Source organism: Listeria monocytogenes, from assembly GCF_013282665.1.
Taxonomy (GTDB): Bacteria; Bacillota; Bacilli; order Lactobacillales; family Listeriaceae; genus Listeria; species Listeria monocytogenes_C.
Genome location: NZ_CP054041.1, coordinates 1,218,077 through 1,244,457, shown reverse-complemented (window position 1 = coordinate 1,244,457; position 26,381 = coordinate 1,218,077). Strand labels below are relative to the sequence as shown.

Sequence of the window (26,381 nt, the reverse complement as noted above, 5' to 3'; positions counted from 1 at the left end):
CTCCTATCTGCTTCTGTATTTTATCTCTTTGGAATCTTAAGCTTTTCTGCGTTTCCTTCTAACAGTAGATACAGTTCTTGAGGAGCTAATGGTTTTTCTTGTACAATTCTGATTGTTGGGCTGTAGATTGCTTGGTCTGCAAATCGAGCACCTAGTAAAACTTGTTTGGAATTGCGAATAGCATCTCCAATTGGGCTGTACTCTTTCGCCATGCTTCCTAAGTCATTCCCTATAATGAATTGTACTCCCATTTTACCATCTGATTTTAACATCTCTAGAAATTGTTTTTGCGTGTTTGATGATAGTTGGTTGTATAGCTGAACAGTTGAGTAGGTAACGACTACTATAGGTGGCACATTTTTGAAGTATTCTTCTTTTGTTATGGTATTATTCGATTGTAATTCTTCTAAATATGCTTGTTCTGCTGTTTTAAATGCTCCATAAAGAATGTCAATTTTACCTTCTATTCGCTCACTGTTTGTAATGTAAGTGAGTGGTAATTCTTTTAACTTCATTAATTCCATAGAAGGCGTATCAAAAACAACTAACTCTCTTAATTCTTTTTTGACAAGTAAGTGACTACTGTTTGTGATAATCTGTTGCACCAATTCTACAGTTGGCATGATGATAGCTAGATTATGCTGTTCTAATGATACTCCCACAGGACTGGCATACTCGTACTCTAAACCGATTGGTAGTATCGATTTTAATTCAAGCATTTTCTTTGTTTCCATGTGGTCGGTAAAGTGAGTAAAACCTAATGTTTCTGGAACCATTGGTATACATTGTGGTTTTTGGCCTGTCCAAATTTCGGTCATTTTCTCTGCTTCATCTTGATTGTTCTTGATTATTTCGATTGCTTCAGCCCCATTATTTGGTAGTGCCATTTGGAACAATGTAGGTTCTTCTATCTTAATTAGTCCTCGACCTGGTAATTCTTCAATAGTGTAGTCGCTTCTACCTACAATACTGCTCACTTCATTTTTCTCATTCAAGTGTAAAGCTATTTGCGTTTTAATGTTGGACAGTAGCTGTAGACGCATAGCGTTTTGGTTATTAGCTGTAATCATTAAATGAATACCTAAGCTAGCCCCTTCCCTTGCTATCTGAACGATGGTTGGTTCAAGGTTTGCTACAAATTCATCTACTTCTCTAATTGCATCATAGTTATCAATTGCTAGTAGAATAATTGGCTTTTTATCGCCACTTATTTCTTCATACATTTTCAAACTAGCTACACTAAATTTACTTAGTAGTTGTTTTCTCTCTTTAATTTCTCGACTAAGAAGTCTTACTAATTTTAACGTTTTCTCTGTTTCATCAATGGAAAATGTATCTGCAACATGTGGTAAACCTTTGAGCGAAAGTAAACCATTTGTGCCAAAATCTAATAGATATGCATGGAAAAATTCTGGTGTATTTTTTCTAGCTAAATCAAAAATCGCCGTTTGCATGAAAGTTGATTTTCCGAAACCAGGGCTAGAAAACACTGCCATATGTCCATTTTTTTCTAAATTCCAATGCAGAACGTTTTGTGCTTGTAAATGTGGTTGGTCCAGTACGCCTAATGTTAACTCTAAATCCTTTTCCTCTTTTTGCCAGTTTGCTTCAAAATCAACAGTACTGATACTTTCTAAAGAGATACGTTCCTCCAGAGGCGGCAACCAAGGTCTCGGCAACGCCTCAATCCCAGAAGCCTCCGTATATTCATGAATATGATCAATCACCGCATCCAATTCACTCGGCAATTTCGTCAAATCATCCTTTTTATCTAATCCGCTCAAATCCTCTGTCAAAATATCATACTGACCCAAGTCATTAATCGCATAAATCGTCGTATCAATATAATCCGTGCTTTCCTTATCTGGCACGTAATCCGCACCACTCCAAGCGCTTTGGAACAGTTCGTAAATTTCGTTATTACCAACTTGCAAGTACGAACGACCTGGTAGTGTGATTTCTGCTGCGTCTGGTGTTTTCAAGATTTCATTTGAATCGCTGGCGTTTTGTACTTTGAGGGCTAGTTTGAATTTGGAGTTGGACCAGATTTGGTCATCCACGACGCCGCTTGGTTTTTGGGTTGCTAGGATTAAATGGATTCCGAGTGAACGCCCGATACGTGCTGTCGAAACGAGTTCTTTCATGAATTCTGGTTGTTCTGATTTTAACTCGGCAAACTCATCTGAAATAAGGAATAAATGCGGCATTGGCTCGGTCGCTTTTCCTTGTTTGTATAGTTTTTGGTATTGGTTGATGTGGTTAACATCGTGCTCGCCAAATAACCGTTGCCTTTTTTGCAATTCGGCTTTGATGGAAGCTAGTGCACGCATGGATTGCGCGCCGTCCAAGTTTGTAATTGTTCCAAGTAAATGTGGCATATTTTTAAATAAGTTAGCCATACCGCCACCCTTATAGTCAATCAGCAAGAACGCGACTTCATATGGGTGGAAATTGACGCCAAGTGAAATGATATAAGACTGAATGATTTCTGATTTACCAGAACCAGTTGTTCCGGCTACCAAACCATGCGGCCCGTGCGCTTTTTCATGTAAATTCAGTTGAACAATATCGTCTTTCCCGCGCAAGCCAAGTGGCACAGCAAGGCTCTTATACGTTTCATTTTTCGCCCAGCGTCCGGCAATGTTTAGCTCTTCAACACGCTCTACACCGTACATTTCAAGGAAAGTAACGGATTCTGGGATTGAGTTTTTCAAGTTTTGAAGATGATTTAATGGCGCAAGAGCCCGGCTGATTACTTCTTTATCAAAATCTGCTGGCAAATGGTCCGGCACGAATGCTCGGTTTACAAGGTCACCTTGTTCCAAAATAATGTTCCCGCTCTTCGCATCACGAATATCCACGACCGTCTTCACGTGTTCTGGCAAGCTCTCCATTACATCCTGTACGAACACTAAAGAAACACCTAGTTCGCTTGGGTCTTCATTGAAGAATTCCATAACCGTGTGATCGAGTACTAATTTTTCGTCGGTAATTAAAACCACATAATGTGGCGTGAAATATAATTTTTCCTGTTTGCTCGCTTGTTCAGTGAGCGCTTGTTTACGTTCTTTTAAAATTTGATAAAGAGAATTCAATACTTGGTCGCGCGAACGTTCGTGGTAAACAAAACCACGCACATTCACATCACGCATATTCGCATGCGGTAACCAGCGCATCCAGTCCCAATCTGCTTTTTCTTCTTCTGGGAAAATTGTAATAAATTGCAAATCATAATAACTATGGAAAAGGGATGTTTGCATTACTAACATTTGCAGTTGTTCTAGAACTAAACGACGCGGTCCAATGTAACCCACCGGTCCGTGCATTAAATCTGTTGCAACTGGCACTTCATTGATAGATAAATATTGCCCTTTAATTTTCACAGCTTCTTCTACAAGTTCGTCTTTTTCCTGGCTGAACTCTTCCTGTTGAAATTCCACGGAAAAGCTACTTGCTTCGTCTCCGCGACCAACTCGGAAAGTCAAGAAATCATGATGGAACATTGTTTTTTCGTAAATACGCGAATCCACACGTAGCGCCATTTTTTCTAGTTCTGTTACGTCTGGATAGTGATATGTTAAAGCGTGCCGCTGTTTTTCGCTTGTTTCGTGCAATTCTTTCGTTTTTCGTTTTAAATACAAATCGTAGCTTTCCACGCGTTGTTTGGAATCGATTTTGTATTTTTTACGTGATTTTATGTAGTTAAGAATCGCCATTGTGATTGTCACTGCCGACATTGCGATTGTCATAATAATATAAAGTCCACGTGGTTGGAAAATGGAAATCATGACCGTAATTGCTACCATGATAAGTGGTGGTAGAATTATCTTAATTAAGCCATCTGTTGGTTTAGAGGGTTTGCTTGATGGTTTCGCCATGCTAATTTTTTCTTCTGGCGCACGGTAAATAATCCGCGGTGAACGGTGATAATCTGGATAGTCTTCGCCAAAAGAATTATCCGCAGCAAATAAAGGCGCTAATTTGCTCGTCACGCGATTTTTCACAGCTAGCACACTAATATCTTCTTTTCCGATTGTAATCGTCACACCGTCCGTATAAAGCTGGTCACCCGGCTCTAACGTACAATCTTCCGTCACTAAAGAAAAGTTATGATAAATTTCACCATTTAGCACTTGTAACTTGAATAAATCCTCTTTAGCACCACGTAAAAGTAGAAAATCAGATTTTGTATCATCAATTGTGAGATCATTTTCTGTGCCAGCACCAAAAGTCACAGAAATATTTGTTACGACATCGTAGACTTGTGTGTGTAAATCTCGGCAAAGATAAAAAGCTAGATTCTCTACTTGTACAGCTTGATTCGTTTGAAGTGCTGTTGCTCCAGCATTCCAAGATCCATCAGCGTATTTAACTTCAATCGACTCAACCAGTTCAGGATAAGTGATTTCGTGTTCGATTGTATTCCCAATTGTCACGACTTTTTCAGGGGACAAGTGATGTTTATGACATTGCTGCCCGTTACTAACAATTAATAAAGCCTCTCTATTCATGGTCCATTCTCCCTTATTTTGCTTCTTTATTTGTTGTTTCATCTGCTTCTTTTGCTTTTTCATTTATTTTTTCATCATATGCTTTTAAGCTTTCTTCCAGTGTTTTTAGTTTTTCAACTTTTTCATCGCCGCTTAATTTAGTATCACTTTGAACTTGTTCAATTTGTTTCGTTAAACTATACATTGCAAGCGTAGGATCATCTAAAAGTTTAGCAATATCAAGCGATTCCCTAAATTCACCGCGACCATTGTAAATCCAGTAAAGTAAGTTTTTCGCATCAGATTTTAAACTGATTGTATTCATAATATTTTCTTTCTTTTTATCGCTCATTTTTTCGCCATTAACGTAGGAATAAGCTAATTCATATTGTACGGACTTCGGCATTTTTTCTGGGTCTACACTTTCTAGACCTGTAATCACTTTATCGTAGTCTGTTTTCAAGAAATTTTCGTTCGCTGTTAATAAATCGTTCTGAAACGGAACTTTAACGAAGGCAAAATAACTTACTGGAACTGCTAATAAAACAGCTACAATAATAAAACCAACTGCCAAACCACGGAAAGCACCGTATTTTTTTTTCGGTACACTTGCCATATTTTTTTGTACAGCCAGATGTTCTTTAATATAAGCTTCTTCTAAAATGTCCGCGATATCTTGGACAGTTTTTGCATCTAAAATATTCTTTTCAAACTGTGTACCTCTCGCACTTGCCAACGAACCATTATATAAGTTTTCAAAAGAGAACTTCTTAGAAAACATTGCAATAACGAAACATTGGTATTGTTTAAAGAAAGTTCTTTCACTTAATTCATAAGGTGGTAGAATATTTTTAATCCCGCGATGTACAATATTCGGGACTAAGTTGATATCAAAAACCAAGTTATCTGGATGCAAGAAAAATGTGTAACGCGTATTCAACAAGCTACTTAAATCAGCAATATTACGAAGCGCGCGAAGTTTGTCTTCACGTGCCATCTTGCGAACCTGTTCAAAGCCATAAGTATGCTTGGCAATATCATAAGAAATCGTATAAGAATCGCTGTCGCTCGTGATTTTTGCAGGTGTAAAATGTGTCGCTGGCTTTTCTAGTAACTCTAATTGCGCTAATTCTTTCGCATGCGTTTTTGATTTTGGAAAAGTAACGCTCCATACTAAATCTTCATAAGTAAAATCGTAAGTTGTTCCGTCCATTTCTGTTGTTTTATTCATTGTTTTCATTCTCCTTTTTTCTATAAAATTTCTAAGATATCTCCATCAGCAATTTGAAAATTAGTTAATTTATCATCATCGCTAAGTAAAATTGCCTTATTTGTTGTTTTTATCGTACATTTGGACAAATCTTTATACTCTATTTTGAGTGTTTCGGCCAAATTAATAATTAGTGCTTTGATTGGTTGGTGCACGGGAATACGCAAATCGTACTTGCCCGCACCCCAGTTTGTAAAATCAACTGTTACATTCATATGTGTATTTTTAGCCATTTAAAACTCCCCGCTTTCTATTCAAAAACATTTCGCGCAGCCACATAAATTCCGCCCGCTAAGGCCACAAGTATGCCTGCGATTGCTCCGCCAATTGTTTTTTGCTTTGTCTTTTTATTTTCATCCTCTACATTCGTTTCTGAAGTAGCTGTGTCAGTCGCTACTTCAGCAGTTTTGTAATCTCCTGTGAACAACTTCGCTTTTGTCGTCTTAACTGTTTCTCCAGCAGAAGGCGCTTTTTCAAAAAGCGCGTCCTTAATCCGGTCATATTCCGCTTTCTCTGCCGCTTTTTGTTTCGCAATTTTCTTATCCATTTCATCCGTGAAAAGAGGAATACCTTGTTTATCCAACTCAGTTTCTTCCATGTTTTCTAGTTCTTTTGTTTTTTCCTCATTTGTTTTTTGAAGCCGATCTGTTTTAATTTCCATTTTGCCGCTGTTTTCAAGGTAACTATCAGACTCTGCTGCTAATGCACTTGGAGCAAAAGCAAAACAAATTAGGAAAAGAAAGGCGGCTATTTTAAATTTCATCTGAATACTCCTCCTCCGTATCGTCATTCTTTGAACGATGCCAAACAAATAGGTTAAGTCCTGTAAATAGAAGGGTCACACCGATTAAACTGTAAACAATAATAATGTAATCTTGTTGCATACTTAAGATTCCATTTAATAGTTGCTCCATATATTGTAGTGGTGAAAATTTTCTAAAGGTCGCAAAAATTGATTCGTTATCAATATTCAGACCCACTGCATCGGTTAAGAATAAATACAAGCTTAGTATTATCAAAACAACGGACATACCAATCATGTTTAACTGACGTAGTAGATAAGAGAAGGCAGTAACAAGCGCCATCATAATCAGAACACACACGCCAATCCAAAGAAACATTCCAATCTCTCCTACTCCAAAAATAAAACCTGAAATAGCGCCGATAACTAGTCCTTCAATAATCCCTATACAAATTGTTAAGAACGTAATTGGAATATTTTTAAAGACTATTGATAGTTCTTGTTCAAATTCATTCAATTGTTCCCGTTTCTTCTCTTGATGAGAAATTACATAACTAGTGAAAATAGCTAAAATTGTACAAATTAAAATCATAAAGTAAGGCATAGATTTGTCTCCCGCGATAATAGTTCCCGCGTTCATCTTATCTACTGGATTACTTAAGAAACTGTATAGATTTTCATTTTGTCTATCACCAACACGGCTATTTTTCATTACTTTAGCAAAATTTTTCTGGAAAGTTTGATCATCTTTCAGTTTTTCGCCTAAGTCGTCTGATAAAGTAGCAGCTTCTTTTACTAATGTTTCCCCGCTCTTTTGAATATTTTTGGCTTCTTCGTCAATCGCATCAAAAGTTTTATACACGACTTCAGCTGATTTCAAGTTACCTTCTGAAGTTCCAGCAAGCGATTCACTTTTCGCTAAAAGTCCAGCAAATTCAGAACTTAGCTGTAGTACCATCATTCCTTCTTCTCCAGACTTCCCTAAGACTACATCATTTTCTTTCATTAGGTTTTTGCTGGCATCGCGCCAAGTTTCTAGGTTTTCTAGTGTTAGTGCTAAATTGGTATTTAAATTAATTGCTTCTTGCGTCGTCTCAGTCAGCCTATTAGTTACATCTTCTGACCGCGAATTTGCTTCAGCCATCGTATATCTATAATCAGCAATTCGTTTTTCAAAGGCTTTTATTTTTTTCGTATAATCCGCAACAAAACGATCTGTCGTTAGATTTACAAAATTACTGATGATATCTTCCTTATTAAAAATATAATAATAAGAAGTCGGTTTTGCTGAATTTTCTAAGGTTACCTCATAACTACTAAAGTCCGGCATTTGTACGGAGTCATTTGCGTTAATTCCATAATATAAATCAAATAACACTTGTAATGCGTAGTAGTCTTTTACAGTATTTGTTATTGCTTTTACTGCTGTGGTTGTTTCACTAAGATAGGTTGGCTCTGTCACCTTAATTGGCACAAGTTCTTTTCTAGTTACTAGCGAACTCACTGACGTTGGATCAAGTGCCGGTGTATTCGGATCCAGTTGGGAAGGAATGGACGGCATCATCGGATAGTCATTCTTTTCATATTGCTGCATAGTTGCATTCCAATTTACCGCGCCTACTAAAGGAACATTTGCCCCTTCTTTCAGTTTCGCTGTCCCAGTGATTTTAAGTTCCACTGGATACCCCATTGCAGGAACAACTAGCCTTAATCCGTTTTCACCATATGCGGTTTTATGAACTATCCCAGATTGATCATTTACAAGACCTACAACATTTTCAAAAGTGAAATTTTCGTCTAAAGTCACTATAATCTCTGTAATATATTCGCTACTCGGTACAGTTACAGTATTACTTTCTAAAGGTAAACCTTCTGATTTTAATTTGTTAACTGCGCTACTTTTTAGTTCATCCGTTGGCAAAGCTTTTAACTCATTTGTAAAATTAAAATCATCTCCAAAAGCATTACGGTGACTACTATAGTATTTTTTCGAGAGCGCGATAACATTTTTGTACATTTCTTCATCAAGCCCAATAGAAACTAATTGCTCCGTATTATATGTTGGTAAAGCTTTAATTGTATTGACAAGCATATTATTAAAACCAACATTAACATCTTCTCCAGCTAAATCTTTCAAACCGATTTCATTTAATCTATCAGAGTAGTCATTTTCTTGTAAAATCCGTATTAAATCTTTACTTACAGCAGTTCGAAAATCATTTTCAAGTGTCCCCGTAATTTCTGCATCTAGGGCTTCCATTCGCGCATTGGTTTCCGTGATATAGTTTTGCAAAGCCTGGGTCTGAGATAATAAAGAATTATTTCCTTCTAAAATTTGGAACTCCGAAGTCATTTGATTATTGGCTTTTTCGAGTGCTGCAGTTTGCGTTCTAATATCGTCTGCTGTCAAAGAAGCGTCAAATGCCTGTAAGTTTTCCGCAAATTTAGCACCAAAAGGAGCATTTTCTTCTTGCGTTTTTGTAAAAGCGTCCATGTTTTTCATATGTTCCGTATTTTCTTGTTTAGCAGTATTTAAACTTTCTTCAAATTCCTTCATTATTTCCTGAAATCCTTGAAAACTTTCTTTGGAAGTACCGGTATAATCTTGGACCGTTTTAAATTGTTGTGTGTAATTTGATAGCGGATTATTGATATCTTTATTATAGATTGCGTCGTACTTCTTCTCTTCTTTCACTAAGGTTCCGATGTTATCTTGCGCTTCTTGCAACGTTGTTAAAATGCTCGCGAAATAAACATCAATAATCCGCGAATTGAAATCTTCTAGTACAGAAGCTGCTGTTTTTTCCGCTTCTGCTTTTAAATCGCTATTTCCCACGTCGTTTACTTTATAGCTAATCATCACTTTTTCTGGAGCATCTGAAGTCATCGATAAAGCTTTTGTCGAAAAGTCACTTGGAATAACAATCATCATATTGTATACATCTCGCTTTAAGCCACTTTCTGCAACACCACGGCTTACAACGTACCATTCATGTTCATCGTCTTTTTCAATACTTTTTACAAACTGGTTCCCGAACTCTACTCGCTTTCCTTGGAACTTATCGCCTTGATCCTCGTTTACAAGCGCAATAGTCATTTTATGCGCTTTTTTAACGCTCTCTTTTTCTTTATTTGCTCCTTGGTTTAAGGCCAAATAAGTAATGCCAGCCGACAGAAAAATCGCCAAGGTTAAAAAGAGTAAAATACTCCATTTTACTTTCTTCATTCATATCCCACTCCCGCTGTGTCTTTTTTATATTAATACCTTTTTAGGCATATACTTTCTATTTTAGAAAAAGCCATGCAAAAAACTGCATGGCTTTTCGTAAAGCATCCAACTATATTTGTATGTATGCCCCACTTTTTGTTGATTTTTAGAATCCGAAGTTTTGAGAAAGTTGTTGATCGTGCTCTTCTACTGCGTTTGCTGTCTTCTCAAGTTGATCATTAATTTGATCCATCAAGTTAGCGAATTCAGTCACTTTTGGTTTTAATTGCTCAAATTGCTCATCAAAACGTACAAAAGCTTGACCTTCCCATTCGCTACGAAGTTGATCTTGTAGCTGGCTCAAACGGCTTAGAATATCCTCAATATCTCTACCACTTTGACCGTAAGTTTTAGCGCGATCACGTAGTTCACTAGGACTCATACGAATTTGACCTGACATTCACTTCATCTCCTCTTATTATCTATTGTGAATAAGATATCACTTTCAAATTATATCATGAATTCACAAAACAAAATGTGACAGAAATACGAATAAAACAGCTAAAAAGTATTGGTACGTAAGCTTTTTAAGGTGTTGCCCCCATAAGTAAAGATGTGTTTTTCACAATCTATATTCTCTTTTGTTAACTTATTCAACTTTTCAAGCTATGAATTGTATACTTTCTCGCAATCATAACCATTTTTTTACACTCAAAAAGCCTCTCTAGGAATACAACCTAGAGAGGCTTGATAATGACACTATTAAGCTAAACGCCATACACTTTTAATTACGTGTGTTTGAGCACGATCAGGACCTACAGAGAACATGGAAACTTGAACACCAGTAAGTTGCGCGATACGCTCCATGTAATGACGACAGTTCACTGGAAGGTCATCAAGTGATGTAACCCCAGTAATATCTTCCGTCCAACCTGGAAGTTCTTCATAAACAGGTTCGCAACGAGCTAAGTCTTTCAAGCTTGCTGGGAATTCTGTAATTGTTTTTCCGTCTAATTTATAAGCTACACAGATTTTAAGTGTCTCGATTCCTGTCAAAACATCAAGTAGTGTTAACGATAAATCTGTTAATCCACTAACACGACGCGCATGACGAACCACTACACTATCAAACCAACCTACACGACGCGGACGACCAGTAGTTGTACCATATTCATGACCAACTTCACGAATAGTGTCACCAATAGAATCAAATAATTCTGTTGGGAAAGGACCATCACCAACACGCGTTGTATAAGCTTTCGCCACACCAACAACATGATTGATTTTTGAAGGGCCAACACCACTACCAATAGTTACACCACCAGCAATCGGGTTACTTGAAGTTACAAACGGATATGTCCCTTGATCAATATCAAGCATAACCCCTTGCGCACCTTCAAATAATACACGTTTGCCATCATCTAATGCATCATTTAAAACAACAGACGTATCGCAAACATATTCTTTAAATTGTTGACCATAGTCATAATATTCGTCTAAAATATCTTCTAGTTTAAAGCCTTCTAGTTCGTAAAAACGTTCTAATAGACGGTTTTTCTCACCAAGATTATGTTCTAATTTTTCTTTAAAGGTTTCTTTATCTAGTAAATCAATAATACGAATACCTACACGCGCTGCTTTATCCATGTAAGCTGGACCGATACCTTTTTTTGTTGTACCGATTTTGTTTGCGCCTTTACGTTCTTCGTCAGCTTCATCAATACGAATGTGATACGGTAAAATAATGTGCGCGCGGTTAGAAATACGCAAATTAGAAGTATCCACGCCTTTATCATGAAGATATTTTAATTCTTCCACTAAAGCTTTTGGATCAACAACCATACCGTTACCAATAACACTAATTTTTTCTTTGTAAAAGATACCTGATGGAATTAAGTGTAATTTGTACGTTACGCCATCAAACTTAATTGTATGACCTGCATTGTTCCCACCTTGATATCTAGCAATCGCTTCTGCATTTTCGGAAAGAAAATCTGTAATCTTCCCTTTTCCTTCATCGCCCCACTGTGTTCCTACTACAACAACTGAAGACATTTAAACACCTCATTTAATTGGTCTTTGATAGCTACAAGCTTTTCATAGCCTCTTCATTTTCCACTATACATTGTACCGTTTGCCACCAAAATAGTCAATGGATTTACGAACATTGATTTGCAAGGTAATTTTATCGTTCGCTTTTTTAATCCTTTTACAGGAATTTCAAAGTCCATTAATAGTAATACGTTACCTTTTTGCATAAAATAAAAACCTTGCGAACTCCAAATCTAATTTGAATTTCACAAGGTTTCCTCATTAAGCCATTGCGTCGTCGTACCGCACTTCTAAATTCACAAACTTATTGTATTCTTTTACAAAGGCTAGTTTCACATCACCAACTGGACCATTACGTTGTTTCGCAATGATAATCTCAATTGTGCCATCATTTTCACCTTCCCGGTCATAGTAATCTTCCCGGTATAAAAAGGCTACAATATCCGCATCTTGCTCAATCGAACCAGATTCACGAATATCTGACATCATTGGTCGTTTATCTTGACGTTGCTCTACACTACGAGATAGCTGTGAAAGTGCAATAACTGGCACTTCAAGTTCCCGCGCTAAAGCTTTTAACGACCGAGAAATCTCAGAAACTTCTTGTTGCCTATTTTCGCCACCACGACCGCTCCCTGCAATCAGTTGCAAGTAATCGATTACGATCATACCAAGACCTGCTTCTTGTTTTAAACGACGGCATTTGGAACGAATCTCATTCACCCGAACGCCTGGTGTATCATCAATATAAATCCCAGAATTAGAAAGTGTACCCATAGCGATTGTCAGCTTTTGCCAATCATCACTCGTTAAAGCACCCGTCCTCAAATTCTGTGCATTAATATTTCCTTCCGCACAAAGCATACGCATAACAAGTTGTTCCGCACCCATTTCCAAACTAAAAATGGCCACATTCTCATCGGTTTTCGTTGCAACATTTTGCGCAATATTTAGGGCGAATGCTGTTTTACCAACGGAAGGACGCGCGGCAACAATAATTAAATCATTCCGTTGAAATCCAGCTGTCATTTTATCCAGCTCGTTAAATCCAGTTGGAATCCCAGTAATGTCACCTTTGCGATTATGCAAAATTTCAATATCATCATATGTTTTAACAAGAACATCTTTAATATTCTTGAACGCCCCAACATTTTTGCGTTGCGAAACTTCCAAGATGCTCTTTTCCGCCTCGTCCATAAGCATATCGAGCTCGTCCTCGCGCGAATAACCATCTGTCGCAATTTGTGTAGCCGTTCTAATTAAACGTCTCAGAAGCGCCTTGTCCTCGATAATATGCGCATAGTATTCTAAGTTAGCAGCAGTTGGCACAGCTCCGGATAGTTCCGTCAAATATGGCAAACCACCCGCATCCTCCAAATTACCTTTGGCAGCAAGCGCCTCATAAACCGTTAATACGTCGACAGCTTTCCCGTGGTCATTCAAATCAAGCATCGTTTCAAAAATGATTTGGTGACCAGTACGATAAAAATCATCCGGCATTAAAATTTCAGAAGCGGTAATCAGCGCATTCGGCTCAAGAAATATCGCGCCCAGTACAGCTTGTTCGGCTTCAATATTTTGTGGTGGTGTTCTGTCCTGGAAATTATTGTCCACTGTCTTACGCTCCCTTAAGAAAAATTATTCTTCACTCACATGTACATCAAGTGTTGCCGTTACTTCATGGTGCAATTTCACCGGCACCTTCGTATGTCCTAAAGCTCGAATTGCTTCTGGTAAGTCCATTTTACGTTTATCTATTTTAATACCATGTGTTTTTTCAAGCGCTTGAGCAATTTGTTTAGATGTAATAGAACCAAACAATCTACCGCCTTCACCAGACTTCGCTTTTAATTCCACTGTTAAATTTTCCATTTTTTCTTTCAAAGCTTTTGCTTCAGCTAGTTCTTCCGCAGCTAATTTATCTTCTTTTTTCTTTTGCGCTGAAAGAGTGCTTAAAGCCGCATTGTTAGCCTCAACTGCGTAACCATTTTTAATTAAAAAATTGTTTGCGTAACCATCAGCAACATTTTTAGTTTCACCTTTTTTCCCTTTACCTTTTACGTCTTTTAAAAAAATAACTTTCATAATTATGTTTCTCCCTTCCAATACGCATCAATGGCGCTAATTAATTGTTTTTCTGCTTCTGCAATTGTAACATCTTTAAGCTGTGTGGCTGCATTCGATAAATGTCCGCCACCGCCTAGTTTTTCCATAATGACTTGCACATTGATTTGACCAAGCGATCTCGCGCTAATCCCGATTAATTTATCCGGACGTAGCGTAATAACAAAGGATGCCTGCACGCCTTCCATCGAAAGCATCGTATCTGCTGCCTGAGCTGCAATAACCGTGCCGAATTCCTCGTCTTCATGTCCAGTCGCAATTGCCATACCATCATGATAAATTTCAAGCGACTCCACTAAACGACTCCGCTGTGTAAAAGTAGTAATATCTTCCTTCAAAAATTGCTGAACCAAAATCGTGTCCGCACCAAGCGACCGTAAATAACTTGCCGCATCAAACGTTCGCGACCCCGTCCGAAGCGTAAAGTTCTTCGTATCAACAACAATCCCAGAAAGAAGCGCAGTTGCCTCGATTTTCCCAACCTGCTCTAAATCCGGTTGGTACTCAAATAACTCCGTAATTAGTTCGGCAGTGGAGGATGCATATGGTTCGATATAAACAAGCACCGGACTTCCAACAAATTCCTCTGAACGACGGTGATGATCGACAACTACCACATTCGTAGCCGAGTCAAGCAATTCCTTATTAATAACCATCGAAGGTTTGTGCGTATCAACAACCACAAGCAAACTCTTCTCCGTGATATTTTCTAGCGCAACTTGCGGTGTAACAATATTTTTAATCACATTTGGATATTCTTCAATTTCATTCATTAATCGCTTCACATCTGGACTCATTTTGCCAGGTTCCACAACCACATAAGCATTCCGATTATTCATCTCAGCAATCCGCATCACTCCAAGACTCGAACCAATTACATCCATATCCGGATAGCGGTGCCCCATAACAAAAACTTGATCACTTTGCGTAATCAGCTCTTGCAAAGCTTGCGAGATAACACGTGCACGGACACGAGTCCGTTTTTCCATCGGATTTGTTTTCCCGCCATAAAAACGCACTTTTCCTTCAGGTTGCTTAATTACGACCTGATCGCCGCCGCGCCCTAAAGCAAGGTCCAAACTAGACTGTGCCAAATCCGCCAGCTGAATCAAATCATCTTCCTTATAACCAATCCCAATACTAAGCGTTAATGGGATATTTTGCTTCGACGTCCGTTCGCGAATCCGGTCCAAGATTTGAAACTTCTCTTCCTCCAACCGCTTCAACATTTCCTCTGTCAAAAAGGCCATAAAACGATCCGTAGAAATCCGTTTCAAATAGATACGATGCTCCCTGGCCCAGTTAGTCAACATCGACGTCACCAAATTATTTAAAGCGCTACGTCGTCTATCATCCATGCCCTGCGCCCATTCATCATAATTATCTAAGAAAATAACCGCAAAAACAGATTTATTCGCCTGAAATTTCTTATTTAAATCATAATATTCTGTTCGGTCATATAAATACAAGATTCGTTCCTTACGCTTTACTATCGTATCAAAACGGTGATCACGCCAAGCAATCGACATAATTCCCTTCTCATCATTTCCAGTAATAACGTCCAAAAATTCCGGTCCTACTTCTTCCAAAGATTCCCCAATCAGCTCTGCCTTATCAAAGTATTTCGACATAAACGGGTTAACCCATTCGATTTTGTAATGTTCATCATACAGAAGTATTCCCATCGGCATTTCAACAAGCGCTTCTTCTTCACTACGCTTAATCCGATACGTTAAATTCGAAACATATAATTGAACGTCTTCATTCAAGCGATATTCAAAATAAAACATCGCAACCGTAAGAATAATCCCACCAACAACAACTAACGCAGAAAGCCACCACGAAAAAAAGAACGTGATTACGCTCAAAATAATTGTCGCCGCAATCAGACCGTATAATGGATATTTAAGCATTCGTTTTTGAAAATAGCCTGACATTTCATCCAGCTCCCCATTTTTTTACATACCTTTTGTCTGAATTTGAGTATCTATATCATAACATAAATTTAACTAACAATTCATCACTATTATTTTACCCATATTTCCTCATTTCATCAAACCCGAACATGGCACTGTACAAAAAAAGCGACCTTCAAGGCCACTTTTATAGACTCAAGCTTTTAATTAATTTCGACGATGCATAACAATTTTCTCCATTAGACATCTTCACCACACCTTTTGTCGTATCTAATTCGTGAATATTTTTCTTATTCACAATATATGACCTGTGGCACCGATAAAACGATTCGTCCAACATTTTCTCAATATTCTTCAACTTACCATAAAACTCCACCTGACGATTTTTGCCATGTAAAATTACTTTATGAATAGTTGGCGCTGTCTCAAAAAACAAGATATCATCTAACAACTCATGAATAATCTTCTTATCCGATACTTTAAATGTAAAATACTTCTGCATATCTTGGTCATTAGAAATTCGTTCTTCCGCTTGCTTCATACAAGAAAGCACTCGGTCATGCAACATATCAATATCGTCTTTAATGATATAATCAAGCGCTTCCACCTTATACGTGAAAGTCATATAACTTAATTCCGCATGTGTTGTAATAAAAATAATGAAACCGCGCGGATCAAATTTCCGAATTTCTTGAGCTAATTCAAAACCATTCATGTCCGGTTGTCCTAAATCAATGTCTAAAAAATAAAGTCCCATACCTTGATGTGTAGGCATTCGTGATACTAACTCAAACGGATCTCCTGTTGAAAGTTCTAACTTCATATCAAAATGTTCAACCATAATATAGTCTTCAATATATTTCGTTAACCTTTCTCGCTGCATTCTGTTATCTTCACAAATAAAAACCGGTAGCATAAATTCATCCCCATTCTTCTACATAATTTCTAATTCTTGAATAACTTCTCTATTGGTCACTTTCGTATCTAAGGCAACATGCGAATATTTTTTCATAATCTCCCGCAAACTAGCAAGACCTAATCCACGACCTTCTCCTTTTGTAGAGAAACCTTCTTCAAATATCTTATAAATCGGCGGCATATTCACCGGTAAGCTGTTCGCGAACACAATGATAATGCTATCGCCTTTTTTCACGAACGCGATTCGAATAACTGGATTTTCACAAGTTAGCGCTGCTTCAACCGCATTATCCAGCAATATCCCAACAACTTTACATAAGTCTATGCTGTCCATCGAAATCTTATCAATCGGTTCAACTACTTCCAAAATCGCATCAATTTTTAACTCCTGAGCTCGTATTAATTTAACAGCCAGCAAGCCCTTCAGTTCAATGACATGAATATTTTGAAGTAATGAAATCTTATAGTTATTCGATTCAATTGTTTTATTTATAGGTACAATATTATTTTCAAAGTAATACTTCAAACCCGGCATATCATCATTATCAATATATCCTACAAGCGTTGACAGGATATTCACATAATCATGACGAAAAACGCGCATTTCTCTATGCAGGGACTCTAATGTAGTAACATAATCCTGTAACTGTTCTAGTTGTTCCTTCTGATTCTGTACTTTAAGTTCGTTGGTTGCAGTGTTTATCACAACCGTCACAATAACTATTAACAAAATGGTGTACCCTGTAAAAATAAGGGTATTAATCTTCAAAACTGATCCATCGAATCCCGCTATTGATCCCGCATAAATGTTCATATAGAACGCTAAGACAGTAAGAGCAACGATAGAAAAAATAATATATGCATATTTTCTATGTTCTACAAATCTAGAAATATTAACTTTTTCAATCAATTTTCTAAGAAGAAACGAAAATACCAACAAATTCGCCAACATTCCCGCACAATAAATTAACGTTGGTAACAGTTCATTAAATATCTCATCATATTTAAAGTTCAAACCCGGTACTAAAATAAAACCTACTATAGAGTCACTAATAGTAAGTAAAATAATAACCACAAGCGTAATAGAAGCTGAAACTACTACATTTTTATTTTTCCAATATAAGGCACTTACAAAAACCAGTAACACAAAAATCATCGACCAATACTGAACTAATGTAAATAAAGGGAAGGCTAGCATAGCAATTGCTATAGTAACCAATCCCTCTTTAATTGAAAAAACTTTATTCGTCAAAATCTGGATTGCTATAAAAATACCCGTTATCTGTATAATTGCCATCAAAATACTAAACATATTAGTCCTCCACTGTCTAAAATATCTATGTTTAAATATGTAAGTTTGCCTTCTTTTTATTTTAGCATGAATTTTGACGTTATACAGTTTTTAATTTATTTATTTTCGTTTTTTTCTTGCATTTTTACAAATGGACTTTTTGGTTCGTATACAAACATGAAGCAAGCTTTACTCATAGAAGAATCCGCAACTTTCATGGATTGTTCTTCTAGTTTTCTAGAAAGGAATTTACCAACTGATTTATTCATATTTTTCATAGTTCCGATACCTCCTTCTTAATAGTTTGTAAGTAAGTGGATTAATACTTATCACCTGAAACAAAGATCCTATCATGATTAATGTTTTCATCTCTGCGAATGGTAGTAGTAACGCAATTCCCGTTAAAATTAGCGTTCCTATCATCGCTTTTCTTTTTAGTGTTTTTCGGTGTTCTTCACCGATTAAAGGCAAATTCTCTGTATCTGCCGGAGCGAATAAAAACATGTTGAGTAGTATAAATGCAAATGTGCCTAAAACAATCCAATTATTAGAGGGGACATTTTGAAAAACAAATGGCGCAAGCACAAACATCATCAAACTAATTAACGTACAATTCAATGTTTTGGTTGCGTGTAATCCAAAAGAATACCGTCTAAGCCATAAATATGACAGATGCACTGTCACTGTTTGCAGTAAAAGCCCTGTTACTAAGGCAATACCGTATACGAGAGCAAACTTCATGACATTAATTAAAATTATTTCCAGCCCATATTTTACTTTTAAATAACCTTCTTCATCATCTTTCCAGCGGTCTTTCGAAATCAAAACATCCGCCATTCTTTCTGACAAAGGGACTTTTGCGGTAAAATTACTCAACTAATTCACCTCCACTAATATTTTACAACGAATTTACCTATAATAACCAAAAATGTAATGAAATGTCCGATTCTTGTCATGAACGACCAAAAAACAGCAAAATTTCCGATTTTTTGGATACAGTTCAGAATATTCAAACGTGTAAAAAGAACTGTATGATAGGTTTAAAAACCCATATTAATATTTTATTTCAGTAATTTTATTCATAAAAAAAGGCGACTGTGAAAGAATATTCACAGCCGGACTCCTCTACCTATTTAATCATCTTGTTCTGTTTGAAGAACATCTAAGGTTTTTGCATTTAGTTTAATTTCGTATTTATTATTGTCTTGTTTTACAGTAACTTCATAATAAGTTGTATCTAATTCTCTTTCTATTTTCCAACTTGTTACGTCGCCTGATTGCTCTGATACAGCTTTATCCATGGCTTCTTTTGGTGTTTTAATACCATTTAAGTCGATTTTCTCGTTTTCTTTTTCTACTCCACCAGCATCTTCTCGGTCAAGTCGATCTGTTTCATCACTTAGTTGTTCTTTTGTTTCAGCGTCGAACTTCATTTCGTATTCATTATCATTTGAAATTCCATCAACTTTATACACATATTTCCCCAAGCCTTTTTCTAATTCAACGCTAGATATTTCTGCATCACTATGTTTGTCTTTGAATGCATTAATCGCGTCTTCATAACTCATATCGAAGCTTTTGTTTTGCAAGCTATCTGATGAACTTTCATTATTACTGCTTTTGCTACTAGTAGTTTCGTTTTTGCTATTATTTGATGATGTATCCTTATCATCGTTAAAACTACATGCTGACAAAGCTCCTACTAATAATACTGCCACCCCTACTGTTGCTAATTTTTTATACATATTTGTTTCCCCCTGTGCATTTTTTTACTTCTCTTTAAGAATAACATGAATAGTTAACCTTAACTTCCTCCTTAGGTCTTAGGTTTGCAAGGCTTAAGATCTAAGTCAATAAAAAACAGCCTAGAAATAAATTCTAGACTGTTAAAATTAACTTATTTTTCTTCAGCAACAAATGGTAGTAATGCCATTTGGCGTGAGCGTTTGATAGCAACAGTAAGTTTACGTTGATATTTAGCGCTTGTTCCAGTTACACGACGAGGTAAAATTTTACCACGTTCGGAAACGAATTTTTTAAGAAGTTCTACATCTTTATAGTCGATATGCGTAATACCATTGGAAGTAAAGTAACATACTTTTTTCCGACGGCGTCCGCCTCTGCGTCCTCCAGCCATTGAAAGTTCCTCCTATCTTAAAGTTCAAACCGCTAAAATGATTTTAGAATGGCAAATCGTCATCAGAAATGTCGATTGGCTTACCATCACTTGCAAAAGGATCATTGTTAGTGGATTGATAATTTTGATTTTGAGATTGTTGCTGGTCCTGTCCGAATCCACCGTTATTTGTAGGTGCTTGTCCGAAGTTATTTCCACCGTTATTATAATTATTGTTGTTATTGCCACTTTGATAGTTATTTCCGCCACCGCCATTAGAATTACGCGGTTCAAGGAATTGAACACTCTCTGCTACAATTTCAGTCACATAAACACGTTTGCCATCGTTCCCCTCGTAATTACGAGTTTGAACGCGACCATCAACGCCCGCCATGCTTCCCTTCTTCAGGAAATTAGCAACGTTTTCTGCCGGTTTACGCCAAACAACACAATTAATAAAGTCGGCTTCTCGTTCTCCTTGTTGGTTAGTGAAAGTACGATTTACAGCTAATGTAAAAGTCGCAACAGCCACGCCTGCTGGAGTGTAACGTAATTCAGGATCTTTTGTTAAGCGTCCTACAAGTACTACACGATTCATCATGCAAAACCAACCTCCTCTCGTTTAGTAAATCAAGGTCCTAGCCTTGAATAAATTCTTATGCTTCTTCTTTAATTACCATATGACGAATGATATCATCAGAAATTTTAGCTAAACGGTCAAATTCGTTGATAGAATCTGCTTTATCAGCGTTTAATTTCACGATGTGGTAAAAACCATCACGATAGTCATTAATTTCGTATGCTAAGCGACGTTTACCCCATTCTTTTGATTCGATGATCTCCGCACCATTTTCAGTTAAGATTCCGTCAAAGCGTTCTACAACAGCTTTTTTCTCATCTTCTTCAATGTTTGGGCGAATGATGTACATAATTTCGTACTTTCTAGCCATCTACTCTACACCTCCTTGTGGTCTTAAGCGGCTCTGATATAGCATGAAATCACACCATATCCCTGAAATTCAGACTGCCTTTAGCAAGCCTTAAAATCAAGAGCGAGCAAGGAATAATTTATAATTACTCACAATAAAATATTATATCATAGCGCAAACTAACCAGCAAGATATTTCTTGAAAATTCTGGTGTGAAAATACTATAGCACATCTCAAAATCACCGACAATACTTTTAGCGAAAGTCTTGTTTTGAAGGGGCATTTTCATTTTTTTTAGCCTATTTTAGATTTTCTCTAGAGAGTGGCATTGTCATACATCTTGGTCCACCACGACCTCTAGAAAGCTCCGAACTAATTACTTCATGAACCTTGATGCCCGCACTTCTTAAAAGGTCATTTGATACTTGATTTCGATCATATGTAATTACTTCTCCAGGAGCAATTGCAAGCGTATTTGCCCCATCATTCCATTGTTCCCGCGCAGAAACAATTACATCTTCTCCGCCGCAAGGAATAAAATCAACTTCTGGCTCTCCCAAAACCTCTGCAATCACATGAACGAAATCTCTGCGCGGAGTAATTTCCAGCCCATTCTCGTTTTTTTCCAAAATATAAACATTTAGTTCACCTTGTTGATTTTGAATCGCTGGATGAATCGTGAACTGTGCGTGATTAACCATTGTGAAAACTGTGTCCAAATGCATAAATGACCTTGTCTCTGGAATTTCAACCGCTAAAACTCGTTTAATTTTTGGAGAACGACTAAACAAACTTTCCGCAAGCCGTTCGACTGCTCGCGCGTCTGTTCGCTCAGATACGCCGACAAGAATAGTTTCTTCAGTCAAAACCAACTCATCTCCACCTTCTAAAGAAAATGGCTCCTCACGGCCTGACCACACAGGGATTTCTTGATTACTAAAACGTGGATGATGTTTTAAGATTAGCTCAATAAACATCGACTCCCGCCTTCTTGCTGGCTGAAACATTTTATTAATCGTTACACCGTTTCCAATAACAGCTGCTGGATCTCGAGTGAAATATAAATTTGGCAACGGATCTAGGAAAAACGGATATTGTTCATCCATCATTTCATTTAAATGTTTCTTTTTGCGCTCGGGGATTTCTGATTTTTTCAAACCAGACATAAGTTTCCTAATCATTTCTTCCTCGTTAAAAGACATCAAATAATCTCGCACATATAGCGCACTTTCGTCCATTTGATTAGATTCTTTAATCATTTTCGTTAAAAAGGACTCTTTATTGTTCGCTTCTCGCAATGCTTCAGCGGCTAGTTTTTCTAAGTAGACTACTTCAATGTTTGAATCTCTCATTGTTTTAACAAAAAAATCGTGTTCCTTCTGCATCATTTTTAAATACGGTATATCATCAAACAATAGAGATTCTAGGTATTCTGGTGTAATATTTTCAAGTTCAGAACCCGGCCTCTTTACAAGAACTGTCTGGAGTTTGCCAATTTCGGATGTAATGTTTAATGCTTTTTCCATTTTCATCACCTCTTCCTAACTAATTACCCTAAAAGTTTGTCATATATGCGAGAGATTTCCCGGGAAATAAAAAAAGCACAGAGATTATTCTGCGCTTTTTTTGTCCATTTTACTTTTAATGAACGAAACTACCATTGGGATAACGGAAACGACAATAATTCCGATTACTACTAACGAGAAGTTATCTTTTACGATTGGGAAGTTTCCAAAGAAGTATCCTGCAAGCGTACAAAGTAATACCCAGACTGTTGCTCCTAAAATATTATAATTTAAGAAATAGCGATAATTCATACGGCTTGCTCCAGCTACAAATGGCGCGAATGTGCGAATAAAAGGCATGAATCTAGCAATAAAAATTGTTTTTCCACCATGTTTATTGAAGAACGCCTCCGCTTTTTCCATTTTTTCTTTGTTTATTAGTTTTCCAAACCAGCTATCTTCTGGTATGGATGTGCCAATTTTTTTACCGATATGGTAGTTCACTGTGTCACCTAGAACCGCAGCTAACCATAAAGTAATGATTAGGGGAACAATATGTAAGATTGAACCATCTAATACAGATAATGCTCCAGCCGCAAAAAGTAATGAATCTCCTGGTAAAAACGGAAATACTACCAATCCAGTTTCTATAAAAACAATCAAGAACAAAATGATGTAAGTCCAAATTCCAAAATTATTAATAATCTCCACTAAATGTTGGTCAATGTGTAAAATGAAATCAATGATGTAAGTAATAAAATCCACCAGGCACTCACTTCCTCTTCTTTTTTTAAACTCAAATTCCATTCTATCATAAATCAACATTGCTTGTATCAGACTTGTGACTTATTTATCAATTCTTAACAATTAAAAACTACTAGGTTCATCTTCCATAAACTGATATAGGATTAGCTCCATAATTGCAATTGTAGAGATACGAGAAGTGATGTCTAAATTATTCATTTCAATTTCATCTGTAAAAATATATAAATTAATATCACTCATATTTTGAATAATATTATTATCAGCCCCGGTAATCGAAATCAACATGGGCGTTTCATTTCTGCTTTTTAGTTTTTGGGCAGTTTGGATTAATTCAATGTCATGTCCACCATACGTAAGGATAAAAACCAAATCATCTTTACCTATGTGCGGCAATACAGCTTGACGATATTGATAATCTTCAGGAAACTCTACCAAAAAACCGCTCATTGTATAGAGATATTTGATGTATTTTGCAGCATGTTTACTCAGCCCTTTAGCAAAAAAATAAATTCGTGGTTTGTTTACTAGTTTTTTGGTGATTTTCGTGATTTTACTTGGTTCTAAAACTCTGACAGATTCAATAATGTTTTTCAAATATTCTTCACGATAATCCGACTGTTCTACGACAAATGGGGACGGTTTTAACTCTGTATGCCCAAGTAAAGTGAACTTTAAGACCGTTGTAAACTCGCTATAACCAGTAAATCCAAGCTTTCTTACAAAACGCAAAAAAGTGGTTGTTGAAACAAAACATTCTGCAGAAACTTCTCGAATGCTTTGATTTTTAATTAAATTCATATTCTTAACGACATAGTCAAATAAAATTCGCTCATTTCGAGTTAGGGAAGCTACAGTCTTACTGGAAATTTCGAAAAAGTCCATACTTCAATTCTCCTTTTTATTCACGTATCGTACTTTTATCAGGGAGATGTTGCGTGATACAGTGAATATTTCCGCCGCCTAGCAAAATCTCACGTGCTTTAATCCCCACAACTTTCCTATCAGGATATAACTTTTCAAGTAATTCCTGCGCATCTTTATCTTTTGGATCATCAAACAGCGGGAAAATAATGGCACCATTCGCTGTATAGTAATTTACATAACTAGCAGCTAATCGATCTCCAGCCTGTCTAGGGAAAGTTCCATTAATCGCCTCCACACCTTCACTCTCTGCTTGTGTAATAAGCACTGGATCCGGACAATGTAGTTTATGTATTATAAACTTCCTTCCCTTAGCGTCTGTTTTGTTAGCTAAAATATCATAACATTCTCTTGAAATTTCATACTGTGGATCACTTTTGTTATCCGTCCAAGATAAAACAACTTCTCCAGGTGCCACAAAGTTAAAAATATTATCTACATGTCCGTTTGTTTCGTCAAGATAGAAGCCGTGCTTAAGCCAGATTACCTTTTGTACATGAAAATATTTTTTTAAAGTTTGTTCGATTTCTATTTTGGTTAAATTCGGGTTTCTTCCTTCTGATAAAAGGCACTCTTCTGTCGTAACTAGTGTCCCTTCGCCATCTACATGAATGGAACAACCTTCTAAAATAAAATCTTTCTGGGAGTAGTAATCGATTCGCTCTAAATCACAAACTTTTTTTGCAATTTGATTATCCTTATCCCACGGGAAATATAGACCATCAAGAAGACCACCCCAAGCATTAAATCCCCAGTCAACACCGCGCATATCTCCCTTATCGTTCACCAAAAAACTTGGTCCATAATCGCGTATCCATGCATCGTCATTACTCATTTCGATAACACGAATGGTATCTGGAAGTTCTTTACGAGCATTTTTATATTGATTTGGTGACACAAACATAGTGACTGGCTCAAAATTTGAAATAGCGACTGCAACTTCTTTATAGTTTTGTTGCGCTGGTTTCCCACCAAGCCGCCAATTATCAGGTCTTTCTGGCCAAATCATGAAACAGCCAATATGAGGTTCGTATTCTCCTGGCATTCTGAATCCGTCCTCTACCGGCAACCCTTTCAGTTGTCCCATCCTCATTCTCCTCCTATTACTTCATAAACACATTATACATGAAATACTGTTTTACAAGACAAAAACCGAGTAACAATTACTCGGATTTTCGTCCTATTTTACTAGCCTGCAACAATCATTGTTCCCGCCCCATGTTCTAGCATGGCGCCAATATTTTCAAGCGATGTGATTATTGCTTTGGCATTTGGTCTTTCTTTGACAAAAGCTGCCGCTGCTTCGATTTTGGGTAACATACTGCCTGCTGCAAACTGTTTCTCATCAATATATTTTTCTAATTCTGAAACGGTCACTCGTTCGAGTTTCTTTTGATTTGGCTGATTATAATTGATATAAACATTTTCTACCCCTGTTAAAATAACCAACAAATCCGCACCAACTAGTTCTGCAAGTTTTTCAGAAGCAAAATCTTTATCGATTACGGTTTCTACCCCAGATAAATCAAGGCCATTTTCAACGACTGAAACCCCACCTCCACCAGCAGAAATAGTCACAACGCCACTATCAACCAATTGTTTAATAATCTCATGTTCTTTAATACTAAGCGGGCGAGGAGATGGTACGACTTTGCGGTAACCTCGGCCAGCGTCCTCAAGAAATATTGCGCCAGTTTCTGCCATCTCCTTTTCAGCCTCTTCTTTAGTAAGAAAAGGACCAATTGGTTTGGTAGGTTTTTCAAAAGCAGGATCATCTTTATCCACGACAACTTGTGTGATTAATGAAACGGCTACTTTATCTAGCCCATGTTTTAAAAATGCTTTATCTAGCGCATTTTGCATCCAGTAGCCAATGCTCCCTTGCGTCATCGCGACACACGTATCAAGCGGCATTGCTGGATTCTTTTCAGAAGCTCCCGCATGTTGTTGTAGCATTAGGTTGCCTACTTGCGGTCCATTTCCATGTGAAATAATTAAATCATCCCCGTTTTCGATAAATTGCACCAAATATTCTGCTGTTTTTTCAAGTGCACTTTGTTGCGCTTCAGCACTGGCATCACTCGATAAAATTGCATTTCCACCAAGCGCCACGACTATTTTTTGATTCATGCTG

The 26,381-nt window shown here is 37.1% G+C and carries 23 protein-coding genes; all 23 read right to left on the bottom strand.

Going from position 1 to position 26,381, the window contains the following annotated elements; genetic code table 11:
- Nucleotides 1-20 precede the first annotated feature (20 nt).
- Nucleotides 21-4,511: a type VII secretion protein EssC gene (essC, locus tag HRK21_RS06290; RefSeq protein WP_070006430.1), complete on the bottom strand. Its 4,491-nt coding sequence runs from the start codon at nucleotides 4,509-4,511 to the stop codon at nucleotides 21-23.
- Between the two features lie 13 nt (nucleotides 4,512-4,524).
- Entirely contained in the window at nucleotides 4,525-5,721 is a 1,197-nt protein-coding gene (gene essB, locus HRK21_RS06285) for a type VII secretion protein EssB (protein WP_070006431.1), read from the bottom strand.
- Between the two features lie 20 nt (nucleotides 5,722-5,741).
- Nucleotides 5,742-5,993: an EsaB/YukD family protein gene (locus HRK21_RS06280; RefSeq protein WP_003740080.1), complete on the bottom strand. Its 252-nt coding sequence runs from the start codon at nucleotides 5,991-5,993 to the stop codon at nucleotides 5,742-5,744.
- Between the two features lie 17 nt (nucleotides 5,994-6,010).
- Entirely contained in the window at nucleotides 6,011-6,523 is a 513-nt protein-coding gene (gene essA, locus HRK21_RS06275; protein ID WP_070006432.1) for a type VII secretion protein EssA, read from the bottom strand.
- A complete protein-coding gene (gene esaA / locus HRK21_RS06270) occupies nucleotides 6,513-9,728 on the bottom strand; it encodes a type VII secretion protein EsaA (protein ID WP_070006433.1) in 3,216 nt (1,071 codons plus the stop codon). Before esaA ends, essA begins: the two co-directional genes overlap by 11 nt.
- Nucleotides 9,729-9,876: 148 nt before the next feature.
- Nucleotides 9,877-10,170 (bottom strand): WXG100 family type VII secretion target, encoded by a 294-nt coding sequence (locus HRK21_RS06265; protein WP_003728976.1) that lies wholly within the window; start codon nucleotides 10,168-10,170, stop codon nucleotides 9,877-9,879.
- Between the two features lie 302 nt (nucleotides 10,171-10,472).
- Entirely contained in the window at nucleotides 10,473-11,765 is a 1,293-nt protein-coding gene (locus HRK21_RS06260; protein WP_003735148.1) for an adenylosuccinate synthase, read from the bottom strand.
- 258 nt (nucleotides 11,766-12,023) lie between these two features.
- Nucleotides 12,024-13,376 carry a replicative DNA helicase gene (gene dnaB / locus HRK21_RS06255; protein WP_003740076.1) on the bottom strand — a complete coding sequence of 451 codons (1,353 nt, stop codon included), beginning with the start codon at nucleotides 13,374-13,376 and terminating at the stop codon, nucleotides 12,024-12,026.
- Nucleotides 13,377-13,400: 24 nt separating this feature from the next.
- On the bottom strand, nucleotides 13,401-13,847 hold the full coding sequence (gene rplI, locus HRK21_RS06250) for a 50S ribosomal protein L9 (RefSeq protein ID WP_003721676.1): 447 nt from the start codon (nucleotides 13,845-13,847) through the stop codon (nucleotides 13,401-13,403).
- 2 nt (nucleotides 13,848-13,849) lie between these two features.
- Nucleotides 13,850-15,823, bottom strand: a complete 1,974-nt coding sequence (gene pdeA / locus HRK21_RS06245; RefSeq protein ID WP_003740074.1) for a cyclic-di-AMP phosphodiesterase PdeA — start codon at nucleotides 15,821-15,823, stop codon at nucleotides 13,850-13,852.
- Nucleotides 15,824-15,989: 166 nt separating this feature from the next.
- On the bottom strand, nucleotides 15,990-16,718 hold the full coding sequence (locus HRK21_RS06240) for a LytR/AlgR family response regulator transcription factor (RefSeq protein WP_003728979.1): 729 nt from the start codon (nucleotides 16,716-16,718) through the stop codon (nucleotides 15,990-15,992).
- Nucleotides 16,719-16,736: 18 nt separating this feature from the next.
- Nucleotides 16,737-18,032 (bottom strand): sensor histidine kinase, encoded by a 1,296-nt coding sequence (locus tag HRK21_RS06235; protein ID WP_003740073.1) that lies wholly within the window; start codon nucleotides 18,030-18,032, stop codon nucleotides 16,737-16,739.
- Nucleotides 18,033-18,127: 95 nt separating this feature from the next.
- Nucleotides 18,128-18,289 (bottom strand): cyclic lactone autoinducer peptide, encoded by a 162-nt coding sequence (locus HRK21_RS06230; protein WP_003721672.1) that lies wholly within the window; start codon nucleotides 18,287-18,289, stop codon nucleotides 18,128-18,130.
- Nucleotides 18,273-18,887 (bottom strand): accessory gene regulator ArgB-like protein, encoded by a 615-nt coding sequence (locus HRK21_RS06225; RefSeq protein WP_069887546.1) that lies wholly within the window; start codon nucleotides 18,885-18,887, stop codon nucleotides 18,273-18,275. The genes HRK21_RS06230 and HRK21_RS06225 overlap by 17 nt, the downstream gene beginning before the upstream one ends.
- A 257-nt stretch (nucleotides 18,888-19,144) precedes the next feature.
- Nucleotides 19,145-19,756, bottom strand: coding sequence for a PepSY domain-containing protein (locus HRK21_RS06220; protein WP_070006434.1), 612 nt, complete (start codon nucleotides 19,754-19,756; stop codon nucleotides 19,145-19,147).
- Between the two features lie 152 nt (nucleotides 19,757-19,908).
- The gene (gene rpsR / locus HRK21_RS06215; RefSeq protein ID WP_003721669.1) at nucleotides 19,909-20,148 is read right to left on the bottom strand and encodes a 30S ribosomal protein S18; all 240 of its coding nucleotides are present in this window, start codon (nucleotides 20,146-20,148) and stop codon (nucleotides 19,909-19,911) included.
- A 43-nt stretch (nucleotides 20,149-20,191) separates the two neighbouring features.
- On the bottom strand, nucleotides 20,192-20,728 hold the full coding sequence (ssb, locus tag HRK21_RS06210; protein ID WP_069887545.1) for a single-stranded DNA-binding protein: 537 nt from the start codon (nucleotides 20,726-20,728) through the stop codon (nucleotides 20,192-20,194).
- Nucleotides 20,729-20,783: 55 nt separating this feature from the next.
- The gene (gene rpsF / locus HRK21_RS06205; protein WP_003721667.1) at nucleotides 20,784-21,077 is read right to left on the bottom strand and encodes a 30S ribosomal protein S6; all 294 of its coding nucleotides are present in this window, start codon (nucleotides 21,075-21,077) and stop codon (nucleotides 20,784-20,786) included.
- A 278-nt stretch (nucleotides 21,078-21,355) separates the two neighbouring features.
- Nucleotides 21,356-22,588, bottom strand: a complete 1,233-nt coding sequence (gene arcA / locus HRK21_RS06200) for an arginine deiminase (RefSeq protein WP_077952745.1) — start codon at nucleotides 22,586-22,588, stop codon at nucleotides 21,356-21,358.
- Between the two features lie 78 nt (nucleotides 22,589-22,666).
- The gene (locus HRK21_RS06195) at nucleotides 22,667-23,326 is read right to left on the bottom strand and encodes a DedA family protein (RefSeq protein ID WP_003721665.1); all 660 of its coding nucleotides are present in this window, start codon (nucleotides 23,324-23,326) and stop codon (nucleotides 22,667-22,669) included.
- 102 nt (nucleotides 23,327-23,428) lie between these two features.
- Nucleotides 23,429-24,208: a MurR/RpiR family transcriptional regulator gene (locus tag HRK21_RS06190; RefSeq protein WP_003740066.1), complete on the bottom strand. Its 780-nt coding sequence runs from the start codon at nucleotides 24,206-24,208 to the stop codon at nucleotides 23,429-23,431.
- Nucleotides 24,209-24,224: 16 nt separating this feature from the next.
- Nucleotides 24,225-25,334 carry an agmatine deiminase gene (gene aguA, locus HRK21_RS06185; protein WP_069887540.1) on the bottom strand — a complete coding sequence of 370 codons (1,110 nt, stop codon included), beginning with the start codon at nucleotides 25,332-25,334 and terminating at the stop codon, nucleotides 24,225-24,227.
- 101 nt (nucleotides 25,335-25,435) lie between these two features.
- On the bottom strand, nucleotides 25,436-26,377 hold the full coding sequence (gene arcC / locus HRK21_RS06180; RefSeq protein WP_070006436.1) for a carbamate kinase: 942 nt from the start codon (nucleotides 26,375-26,377) through the stop codon (nucleotides 25,436-25,438).
- Between the last annotated feature and the right edge of the window lie 4 nt (nucleotides 26,378-26,381).